This window comes from uncultured Bacteroides sp. (assembly GCF_947632445.1).
Lineage (GTDB): Bacteria > Bacteroidota > Bacteroidia > Bacteroidales > Bacteroidaceae > Bacteroides.
Genome location: NZ_CANRPM010000075.1, coordinates 1 through 10,977 on the forward strand (window position 1 = coordinate 1; position 10,977 = coordinate 10,977).

Annotated in this window: 8 protein-coding genes, 1 tRNA gene and 2 pseudogenes; 7 read left to right on the top strand and 4 right to left on the bottom strand. The window is 50.5% G+C overall.

The window, feature by feature from the left end; genetic code table 11:
- Positions 1–9 precede the first annotated feature (9 nt).
- A complete protein-coding gene (locus tag Q0Z70_RS11615; RefSeq protein ID WP_298074710.1) occupies positions 10–1,299 on the bottom strand; it encodes an O-acetylhomoserine aminocarboxypropyltransferase/cysteine synthase family protein in 1,290 nt (429 codons plus the stop codon).
- A gap of 166 nt (positions 1,300–1,465) precedes the next feature.
- Between Q0Z70_RS11615 and Q0Z70_RS11620 the strand changes: the two genes are divergently transcribed.
- From Q0Z70_RS11620 to trxB, 4 genes are all read left to right on the top strand, one after another.
- Positions 1,466–1,927 (top strand): Lrp/AsnC family transcriptional regulator, encoded by a 462-nt coding sequence (locus Q0Z70_RS11620; protein ID WP_298074712.1) that lies wholly within the window; start codon positions 1,466–1,468, stop codon positions 1,925–1,927.
- A 205-nt stretch (positions 1,928–2,132) separates the two neighbouring features.
- Complete coding sequence (locus Q0Z70_RS11625) at positions 2,133–4,649, top strand: DNA translocase FtsK (protein ID WP_298074714.1); 2,517 nt, start codon at positions 2,133–2,135, stop codon at positions 4,647–4,649.
- 61 nt (positions 4,650–4,710) lie between these two features.
- Positions 4,711–5,343 carry a LolA-like putative outer membrane lipoprotein chaperone gene (locus Q0Z70_RS11630; protein ID WP_298074716.1) on the top strand — a complete coding sequence of 211 codons (633 nt, stop codon included), beginning with the start codon at positions 4,711–4,713 and terminating at the stop codon, positions 5,341–5,343.
- 74 nt (positions 5,344–5,417) lie between these two features.
- Entirely contained in the window at positions 5,418–6,353 is a 936-nt protein-coding gene (gene trxB, locus Q0Z70_RS11635; RefSeq protein ID WP_298074718.1) for a thioredoxin-disulfide reductase, read from the top strand.
- Between the two features lie 39 nt (positions 6,354–6,392).
- Here trxB and Q0Z70_RS11640 read toward each other — a convergent pair whose 3' ends face one another.
- Both Q0Z70_RS11640 and Q0Z70_RS11645 read right to left on the bottom strand, forming a co-directional pair.
- On the bottom strand, positions 6,393–7,094 hold the full coding sequence (locus Q0Z70_RS11640; RefSeq protein ID WP_298074720.1) for a Crp/Fnr family transcriptional regulator: 702 nt from the start codon (positions 7,092–7,094) through the stop codon (positions 6,393–6,395).
- Positions 7,095–7,236: 142 nt separating this feature from the next.
- Positions 7,237–9,174 (bottom strand): annotated as a pseudogene (locus Q0Z70_RS11645) (glutamine synthetase III).
- Between the two features lie 585 nt (positions 9,175–9,759).
- Between Q0Z70_RS11645 and Q0Z70_RS11650 the strand changes: the two are divergent.
- From Q0Z70_RS11650 to Q0Z70_RS11660, 3 genes and pseudogenes are all read left to right on the top strand, one after another.
- Positions 9,760–9,961, top strand: a pseudogene (locus Q0Z70_RS11650) (transposase); the annotation flags it as partial.
- A complete protein-coding gene (locus tag Q0Z70_RS11655) occupies positions 9,921–10,070 on the top strand; it encodes a hypothetical protein (RefSeq protein WP_298074722.1) in 150 nt (49 codons plus the stop codon). The pseudogene Q0Z70_RS11650 and the gene Q0Z70_RS11655, both read left to right, overlap by 41 nt.
- A gap of 5 nt (positions 10,071–10,075) precedes the next feature.
- Positions 10,076–10,252 carry a hypothetical protein gene (locus tag Q0Z70_RS11660; RefSeq protein WP_298074725.1) on the top strand — a complete coding sequence of 59 codons (177 nt, stop codon included), beginning with the start codon at positions 10,076–10,078 and terminating at the stop codon, positions 10,250–10,252.
- Positions 10,253–10,901: 649 nt separating this feature from the next.
- On the opposite strand, the gene Q0Z70_RS11665 is transcribed toward Q0Z70_RS11660, so the two are convergent.
- Positions 10,902–10,976, bottom strand: a tRNA-Val gene (locus tag Q0Z70_RS11665).
- Between the last annotated feature and the right edge of the window lies 1 nt (position 10,977).

A 10,977-nucleotide genomic window follows, 5' to 3' on the forward strand; every position in this document is an offset into this window, starting at 1 on the left:
GATAACCCCTTAGATTTTATCGAAAGCCTGTCGCAGGTCGGTGAGAATATCGTCGATGTGTTCCGTGCCGATGGAGAGCCGTATCGTGGCGGGCGTGATGTGCTGCTGCTCCAGCTCCTCGGGCGTCATTTGAGAGTGGGTCGTCGTGTAGGGATGGATGACCAGCGACTTCACGTCGGCCACATTTGCCAGGAGCGAGAATATCTCCAGCGAGTCGATGAAACGCCATGCCTCTTCTTCGCCTCCTTTTATTTCAAAGGTGAAAATGCTGCCTCCTCCCTGCGGGAAATACTTTTGGTAGAGCGCATGGTCGGGGTGAGAGGGAAGCGAAGGGTGGTTGACTTTTTTTACCTTCGGATGCTTCGACAGGAAGTCGACTACCTTCAAGGCATTGGCGACATGCCTCTCCACCCGCAGCGAAAGCGTTTCGAGCCCTTGCAGCAGGATGAAGGCATTGAATGGCGAAAGGGTGGCACCCGTATCGCGCAGGACGACGGCCCGTATTCTCGTAACGAAAGCCGCATCGCCGGCCGCATCGGCAAAGACGGTGCCATGATAGCTTGGGTCGGGTTTGGCCAGCGTCGGGAATTTGTCGGCATTGGCCTTCCAATCGAATGTGCCTCCATCGACGATGACGCCTCCGAGGCTCGACCCGTGTCCGCCGATGAATTTCGTGGCGGAATGTACTACAATGTCGGCGCCGTGTTCGATGGGCCTGATGAGGTAGGGCGTGCCGAATGTGTTGTCGATAATCAGCGGGATATGGTGGCGGTGGGCCACTTCGGCGACCGCGTCGATATTCGTTACGTCGGAGTTCGGATTGCCGAACGTTTCGGCATACACCGCTTTGGTTTCGGGGCGTATGGCGGCCTCCAGCGCTTTCAGGTCGTTGACATTGACGATCGTATGCGTAATGCCCTGTGTGGCAAGTGTGTGCGTGATAAGGTTGAACGAGCCGCCGTAGAGATTGTCGGCAGCCACGATGTGGTCGCCCACGCCGAGAATGTTTTGTATGGCATACGTCGTGGCCGCTGCGCCCGAAGCTACTGCAAGGGCCGCTGTGCCTCCTTCGAGTACGGCGATGCGCTCCTCGAACACCCCTTGCGTCGGGTTGGTCAGTCTTCCGTAGATGTTGCCCGCATCGCGCAGGCCGAAGCGGTCGGCAGCATGCTGCGAATTACGGAATACGTAAGAGGTCGTTTGGTAAATGGGAACCGCGCGGGCGCCTGTGGCGGGGTCGGGCTGCTCCTGTCCTACATGGAGTTGCAGGGTTTCAAAATGAAGATTTTCTCGTTTCATATTCTATTATGTTTTTGGTTATATTTTCTGTGCAAAGATATTCCTGATGAAATAAACGCACAAGAAATTTTGTAAATACAGAAAATAATTCTATTTTTGTGCGATGTTAAAGAAATAAACGACTGTCGGCATAAACAAATAGCCGCCCGAAAAGAAAAATATTCTTATGGAAACACTCGATAAAATAGATTTGCAGATCCTGCGCGTATTACAGGAGAATGCGCGGCTCACGACCAAAGAGCTGGCGGCGAGGGTGCACCTCTCCACTACGCCCGTGTTCGAGCGACTCAAACGGCTGGAGGGCGAGGGCTATATAAAGAAGTACATCGCCTTGCTCGACGCCGGCAAGCTCAATCGAGGATTTGTCGTATTTTGCTGCGTGAAATTACGCCGGCTCAATCGCGACATCGCTTTCGATTTCGTGCGTGTCATCAAAGATATTCCAGAAGTAACGGAGTGCTATAACATTTCCGGCGAGTACGATTATTTGCTGAAGATCCATGCCCCCGACATGAAATACTATCAGGAATTTTTACTCAATGTACTGGGAGCTATCGACAGTCTCGGTTCGCTTACGAGCATGTTTGTAATGGACGAGGTGAAGCAAAATGGCGGCATACCTTTTTGATCGTCGGGGTGGAGAAAAAGAAATGAGTGTGGCTGCCGGAAAAATATTTATCTTAGTTGAAAGAATGGTGCTGTAATACATTGATTATCACTTTATTTACAATGTTTTGGAAAAGAGAGCCTGAAAACTTGGTTTTTCATTTGGTCTCTCCGCTCATTTTTCCGTATTTTTGTACTGCCAAAAGAAAATCCGTACAAGAAAGACAATGAAAAAAGAAAAAGACAAATTAGAAAAAGATACGGCGGCCTTGCCCTCCTTCTTCCGTAAGGTGGCATCCGCTTGGCATAACGAGACACTACGCTTCATCGCGGGCTTGATGTTCGTCATCTTCTCCGTTTACCTTCTATTGGCGTTCTCGTCGTTCTTCTTTACGGGGGCGGCGGATCAGAGCATCCTCGACTTGGGCAGCGGAAAGGATTTGATGGATGTAGACAACGGCGTGAAGAACTATGCCGGATCGCGCGGCGCACAACTATCCAGCTATCTGATTAACGATTGTTTCGGCATTTCGTCATTCTTTATTTTGGTGTTTCTTGCCGTTGCAGGCCTGAAATTGATGAAGGTGCGGCACATCCGCTTGTGGCGGTGGTTCATTTGCTGTTCGTTACTGCTGGTGTGGTTCTCAATATTCTTCGGCTTTGCCTTCGCCGGCTTGTATGAAGATTCGTTCATCTATTTGGGAGGTAGGCATGGCTATAATGTTAGCCGCTGGCTGGCTTCGCAGGTAGGAGCGCCGGGCGTGTGGCTACTGCTGCTGGTGACCGCCATTTGTTTCCTAATCTATTTCAGTGCCCGGACGATGGTGTGGCTGCGGAGTGTTTTTGCCCTGGACTTTCTGAGAAAGAAGAAAAACGGGCAGGAGAAGGCAGAAGGAGAAGTGCCCGAAGAGTTTACGACTTCATGGACGGCAGAAGGCAGGGAACGCCCGGATTTGACACCGGTATCTGGTGTGGCCGAAGAGCCTAAGCCTTCCGTAAAAGGAAACGCTGAAGGAGAGGCCGAGTCCGAAGAAGGGTCTGAGGAAAAGTCTTCACAGGAAATTTCACTCGAATTGGATGGCCCGTCACATCCGGCCGTTGCCGGCAGCCGTAGGGGCGAAGTGGAGATGACGGTAGAGGTTGCCGAACCGGAACCGGTAGAGACACCACGCTCGGACGACCCCGAATTTCAGGTGGAGACTCACGACGAAGAGGAATATCAAGCCCTCGAACTGGAACCTTATAACCCTAGACTCGACTTGGAGAACTACCGCTTCCCTACGCTGGATCTGATGAAACACTACGACAACGCCGATCCTACCGTCGATATGGACGAGCAGCAAGCTAACAAGGACAAGATTGTAAGTACGCTACGCAGCTTCGGCATCGAAATCAGTTCCATCAAGGCGACCGTAGGACCTACGGTGACGCTCTACGAGATTACTCCCGAACAGGGCGTGCGTATCTCGAAGATCCGCGGATTGGAAGACGACATCGCTTTAAGCCTCTCGGCGCTGGGCATCCGTATCATCGCGCCTATACCGGGCAAGGGTACCATTGGCATTGAAGTGCCCAATTCGAATCCCAAAATCGTGTCGGGGCAGAGTATTATCGGCAGCAAGAAGTTCCAGGGATCGACCTACGAGCTGCCCATCGCCTTGGGTAAGACTATCACCAACGAAGTGTTTATGGTGGACTTGGCCAAGATGCCCCATGTGCTCGTGGCAGGTGCTACGGGTCAGGGCAAGTCCGTCGGCTTGAATGCCATCATCACCTCCTTGTTATATAAGAAACATCCTGCTGAGCTGAAGTTCGTGCTCGTGGATCCCAAGAAGGTAGAGTTCAGCATCTACTCCGATATCGAGCATCACTTTCTGGCGAAGCTGCCCGATGAGGCAGAACCCATCATCACCGATGTTACCAAGGTGGTGCAGACGCTGAACTCCATCTGTGTGGAGATGGACACCCGCTACGATCTGCTGAAGGCTGCTCATGTGCGTAACATCAAGGAGTATAACGAGAAGTTCATAAATCGCCGCCTCAACCCCGAGAAAGGGCACAAATATATGCCCTATATCGTGGTGGTAATCGACGAGTTTGGCGACCTCATCATGACCGCGGGCAAGGATGTGGAACTGCCTATAGCTCGCATTGCCCAGCTGGCACGTGCGGTAGGTATCCACATGATCATTGCCACGCAGCGACCCACGACAAATATCATTACGGGTACCATCAAGGCTAACTTCCCTGCACGTATCGCTTTCCGCGTGTCGGCTATGGTCGATTCACGCACCATCCTCGACCGGCCGGGTGCTAACCAGTTGATAGGTCGTGGCGACATGCTCTTCCTACAGGGGGCCGACCCCGTGCGTGTGCAGTGTGCCTTCATTGACACGCCCGAAGTGGCCGAGATTACAAAATACATCGCCCGCCAACAAGGTTATCCTACGGCCTTCTACCTGCCCGAATATGTGGACGAGAACAGCAGTGGCAGCGATATGGGTGACATGGACTTGGGGCGCAAGGACCCGCTTTTCGATGACGCTGCCCGTCTAATCGTGACGCACCAACAGGGTTCCACGTCGCTTATCCAACGCAAGTTCTCCATCGGCTACAACCGTGCAGGCCGCCTGATGGACCAGCTGGAAAAGGCGGGCATCGTAGGAGCTGCGCAGGGCAGCAAGCCGCGCGATGTCTACTTTACGGACATCGTATCATTGGAGGACTTTTTGAGTAAGATGTAATATGAATGAGGAATTGGATGCTGAATTACGCAGAAGAAGTTTTTAATTTTAATCATCAAAAATGAGTGTTCTGAATAAAATACTATGCCTGCTTGTTTCTCTTTGCATGGGGCAGATAGCCGCCGCGCAGGGCGGTGTTGGGGAAGCCCGTCAGTTGCTCGACCGCGTGTCTGATACCTTTCGCCAAGCGGGGGGAGTGGAGATAGTATTCGAGATACGCGCGTCCGAAGGCACGTCCGAGGGGCGTATCCGTCTCAAGGGAGAGAAGTTCCGCCTTGATGCCGAGGGCGTCACGACCTGGTTCGACGGGCAGACACAGTGTACCTATCTGGATACGAGCGATGAGGTGAATGTATCCGAACCTATGGCTGAAGAGCTGCAAAGTATCAATCCTTACGCCTGGTTGTCGCTCTACAAGAACGGCTATACGTTGAAGATGGGCAAGCAAGCCGACCCACGCCTCCACAAGGTGGTGATGACTGCCAGCCGTCGAGGTAGCGAACTGCAGTGCCTGATACTCTATATTGACAAGCAGACCTTGCATCCTGCAAAGTTGAGCCTCGTTCGTCGGGGTGACCGCGAAGCTGTTATAGTGCTGGTAAAAGCTTATCGGACGGGGCAGGCCTACGATGACACACTTTTCACCTTCGACAAGCATACCTATCCGACGGCGGAGGTAATAGACCTACGGTAGCAGATGGGCGTTCAGGTCATCAACTTGAACCGGGAATTATTTGAAACTTGAACATAAAAAATAGTAAACACAGTATGGAAATAGAAAAAGTGAAATGCCTCATCATCGGGTCAGGCCCTGCAGGCTACACGGCCGCCATCTATGCAGGACGTGCCAACTTGGCACCTGTGGTATATGCCGGCCTGCAACCGGGCGGACAGCTGACTACCACCACTGAAGTGGAGAACTTCCCCGGCTATCCTGCCGGAATTGGTGGACCGGAGTTGATGGAAGACTTACGCAGGCAGGCCGAACGCTTCGGAACTGACATCCGCTACGGCATGGCTACAGCTGCCGATCTCAGTGCGAAACCCTATAAGATTACCATCGACGGCGAGAAGGTGATTGAGGCCGAAACCATCATCATCGCGACAGGCGCCACGGCCAAATATCTGGGTTTGGAGGATGAAAAGAAATATGCGGGCATGGGTGTGAGTGCTTGTGCTACATGCGACGGTTTTTTCTATCGTAAGAAGGTGGTGGCTGTAGTGGGCGGTGGCGACACGGCGTGCGAGGAGGCTTCCTACTTGGCCAGCCTTGCAAGCAAGGTATATCTCATCGTGCGCAAGCCCTACCTGCGTGCGTCGAAGGTAATGCAGGAACGCGTGATGAGCAATGAGAAGATCGAAGTGATGTTCGAGCACAATGCTGTGGGTCTTTATGGAGAGAAAGGCGTGGAAGGTGTGCATCTGGTGAAGCACATGGGCGAGGCCAACGAAGAGCGCTATGACGTGCCCATCGACGGTTTCTTCTTAGCCATCGGCCACAAACCTAATTCGGATATCTTCAAGTCTTATTTGGATACCGATGAAGTAGGTTATATCCTGACCGAGCCGGGTACGCCACGCACCAAGGTGCCGGGTGTGTTTGCCGCGGGCGATGTGGCCGATCCACACTACCGGCAGGCCATTACGGCAGCAGCTAGCGGTTGTATGGCAGCTATCGAGGCAGAGCGATACCTGCAACAATGAAAAATCGGTTAGTGGGGAACCACTAACCGATTTTTTTCTTTATCCTATTTTGCTGATTTTCTTCAACTTTTCTTCTTCGATGATTTTGATTTTTCGTCCGTCGATGGTGATGAGCCGTTCGGAGGCAAACTGCGATAGCGTTCGGATGGCGTTCGAAGTCGTCATGTTCGAAAGATTGGCCAAGTCTTCTCGTGAGAGGTAGATGCTCAGCGTAGAGCCGTCTTCCTCCAGTCCGTAGCTTTCCTTGAGGAATAGGAGCGATTCAGCCAGACGGCCGCGGATATGCTTTTGGGTGAGGTTGACCGTGCGTTCGTCGGCGACGCCCAGGGCTTTGGACAGCTGTTTGATGAAAAACATAGCTATGCCGTTGTTTTGTGTAACAAGAGTTGTGATGACACTCATGGGAATCTGGCAGATGACCGACGGTTCGAATGCAGCAGCGGCCGTAATATAGTCTTCGTCTGAGAAATAGGCACGGTAGCCGAAGTATTCGACAGGCTTGATCACGCGGATGATCTGGCTGCGGCCTCCTACTCCGTCTTTATATATTTTGACTTTTCCACTCAGCAAACACATTAAGTGCGTAGGGGTCTCGTCTTCACAATAAATGACTTCATTCTTTTTGTAATTCTGAAGAGTAAAATGATTAGCGAGATATTCCCGTTGCTCTTCGTTCAGAGGAGACCACATGTCAGCGATAAGCTTCTGAACTTTTATGTCAGACAGATTTGTTTTTACCATGAGTGCTGCACAGATATGTTCTATAGCACAAATGTAGAAAGAAAAATTCAAATAACATACATTTGCCCAAAAAATGTGCAGAAATGATGGACAAAAGGGTGAAAAACGGTTAGTAATACGGTGGAATACTAACCGTTAAAGGCTATTTTGTAAACAGCAGTTCGCGATATTTGGGCAAGGGCCATATTTCGTCGTCCACTTCCATTTCGAGATGGTCGATGTGGTCGCGGATGCTTTCGAGGTAAGGGCGTACCGTTTCCTCATAGGCGAAAGCTTTGTCCTTGTAGTTGTCCATGTGGTTGGCCACCTTGCGGGCTTCGGTCATTTGGCGCACCTGCATTTTGATGGCCGTCACGCGGTGGGAGATTTCGCGGATGAGCTCCTTACGGTCAGCGCTGAGTATTTCGTATTCTTCGGGTGAGAAAGTCTCGCGTAAGCCTCGGATGTTTTCCAGCAGGCGGTTCTGGTAGCTGACAGCTGTGGGAACGATATGGTTGATGGCTAAGTCGCCCAAGACGCGACTTTCGATTTGTACCTTCATGGTAAATTTTTCTAACTCTACTTCGAGGTGGCCGGCCAATTCGGTCTCGTTAAAGATGTGTTCGCCAATGAAGACGGAACGTGCCTGGTCATCGACGAAGTGCATCAGGGCTTCGGGCACGTGGCAGATGTTGGTCAGTCCGCGGCGGGCAGCTTCCTGCTTCCATTCTTCGGAGTAGCCGTCACCTTCAAAGCGGATGGGTTCGGAGGCAATGATCATTTCTTTGAGGGTTCGGAAGATGGCTTCATCCTTGGTAGCACCTTCTTCCATGACTTTGTCGACCGAGGCCTTGAACTCATTCAGCTGGTTGGCCATGGCGGCGTTAATGGCAATCATGGTGGCGGCACAGTTGGCCGAGGAGCCTGCGGCACGGAACTCGAAACGGTTGCTGGCACTGGCAATGGAAGCACGCAGCAGGTTCTGGTTTTTGTAGACCATCATCAGCACGTTGACGAGGAACGTGAGGAAGAGCATGTTGCTCTTCGGGTTGCTGCCAGGACTGAAGAGGTTGATGCCTGTATCGGTACAGAGCGACCAGTTGTTATGCTTGCCGCTGCCGTTGACGCCGCTATAGGGCTTCTCATGGAGTAGGACGACAAAGTTATGCTTGCGGGCAATGCGTTTCATCAAGTCCATGACTAATTGGTTGTGGTCGTTGGCTAAGTTGACGTTCTCGAAGATGGGAGCCACTTCGTTGTGGCGGGTCTTAACGGGGATGCCCAGCTTGTGGCATTCAATTTCCAGTTCCTTCATAAAGGCTGTGACGCGCGGAGGAATGGAACCGAAATAGTGGTCTTCGAGCTGTTGGTCTTTAGCCGAGGAGTGTCCCATCAGAGTACGGCCCGTCAGGCAGAGGTCGGGACGGGCATTGTAGAGGGCCAAGTCGACGAGGAAGTATTCCTGCTCCCAGCCGAGGTTGGCATATACACGGTTGATGTTCTTGTCGAACAGCTTGCAGACGTTGATAGCTGCCTTGTCTACGGCGTTCAGGGCTTTCAGTAACGGGGTCTTGTAGTCTAAGGCCTCGCCGGTATAGGCGATAAAGATGGTAGGAATACAGAGGGTGGTATCTACTACGAAGGCGGGTGAAGAGACATCTCATGCCGTGTAGCCGCGGGCTTCGAACGTGTTGCGGATACCGCCGTTGGGGAAGCTGGATGCGTCGGGTTCCTGCTGGATGAGCAGTTTGCCCGAGAAGCACTCGATGACGTCACCATTCTCACTGAACTCTATGAAGCCGTCGTGCTTCTCGGCCGTTCCGTCGGTCAACGGCTGGAACCAGTGAGTGTAGTGGGTGACGCCCATTGACTTAGCCCAGCTTTTCATGCCGTTGGCAATGAGGTCGGCTATTTTGCGGTTGATGGAGGTCCCTTTTTCGATAGCATCGGTTACAGCCTTGTAGGCTTCTTTGGGCAGGTATTCCTGCATTTTCTTGCGGTCGAACACGTGGCTGCCATAATAGTCGGACAGTTTTTCAGAGGGAGGAGTTACTTTCAATGGCTTACGGTTGGCAAGTTCCTGCAGAGCGTGATATATCAGACTCTTCTTTTATTGATTTGCCTGCAAAAGTACATTTTTTCCTCATATTTAATGAAGTTTGATAAAGATTCTTTGAGTATCAAACTATTAAGAAGAACTTGCATGAGAATGGGCAATGGATAAGAAATTGCTAACTTGTTTTATTACACTATATTCCTCATGCTTTTCAAATAACTCTTTCTTTCAGCAAAGATACGATTTTTTTCCAATTATAAGAATCCATACCTATAAATCTCTCTATGAGAGAAAGAAAGTGACATAACAGACTCGTAGCCGAATTCACCAAACCACAGACAAAGGTAACTTCTTTGGCCTAATGGACATTTTGGGTGATAAAATTCTCACAAATGATTGATATTCTTATCTTTGTAAAGATTATCATTGATATGGTTAAAAAAATGCTTTTTTTGTGGGTCTCCTGAGGTGTCTGGAACGGCCTCAGAGGCCGAAAACAATTGTACAAATGTAATGGCCGCGGACATCGTTTTGTGGGCGGAGTACGACACGATAAATCGCAAGTAATTAACGTGAGTTCGACGAATTGTAAATGCTCATAAAATTGGTGATTAGCGAAAATTGTTATAACTACTCCTCAGGAAACGGGCCATTATCGAAACCGTGAATGACGAACTCAAAAATATAGCACAAGTGGCACATTCAAGGCATAGAACCTTTGATAATTTTATTGTCAACCTTTTTGAGTGCAATTGCAGCATATTGCTGCTTTCCAAAGAAGCCGTGTATCAATGTTACGAGAACGCTTGACACACAGCTTGCATTGTTTTGAATTCGTCGAACTCACGTTAATTACGGACTACATTGAGAGCAAGCAAACCGCGACGCAGCTTGCCGACAAGTACGGTGTGTCAACGAGAGAACTATCCGTCGTGACCTGAAAGGCATGCGGTATGTTCAGAAAATATCCAAGTACAGACAAGTGATCATCCAGATGGACACCATGTATTGGGGGTGCAACTTCGGCCTGATGATCATCAAGGATGCCCTTCGGAAGCGGATACTATGGCGCAAAAATGTAACACACGAGACGATAGCCTCTTATATGGAGGGTGTCCAGTAGCTGAAGGAGCACGGCTTCAGGATATACGGCATGGTGATTGACGGAATCCGTGGCCTGGCGCAGGCACTGCGTCCTTATCCCGTTCAGCTATGTCAGTTTCATCAGATTCTCATCGTCCAGCAGTCCAGCATTACCTGACACAGGAACTGGAACTGGATACATCACGGGAGTTGCTGGACTTTGTAAATGGGATCACGGAAATGGACAAGGAGAACTTTGTAGGAGCATTTAACGAGTAGTACGAACAGAACAAAGAAATCCCCAATGAGCGCGTACATGACAGGCGACTCAAAAAGAAAACACCACCATACATACGTCCAAGGCTGCGAAGCGCGTACCTAAGCATCAAGCGGAACATGACGCTACTATGGACTTTCTATGACTGTCCCGATTGGGCTCCCTAATACGAACAACGGTTTGGAGGGCATCTTCTCGGACATCAAGACCAAATTACGCGTACATAGCGGACTGAGTGCTGAACACAGAAAAAAGCTTATTAACGAGTACCTGACCAGACACTATTAAAGCGCATGCCTATCACCCGAAATGTCCATTAGACCAGAATTAATGACCCTTCGCCAATCGTGAAGAAGAACTGAAAAACAGGAAAAAACACACCATTCTTGTGATGCAGTCTTTTTCGGAAGTGTGGGCGTTGACGGATTCGAACCGCCGACCCTCTGCTTGTAAGGCAGATGCTCTGAACCAGCTGAGCTAAACGCCCG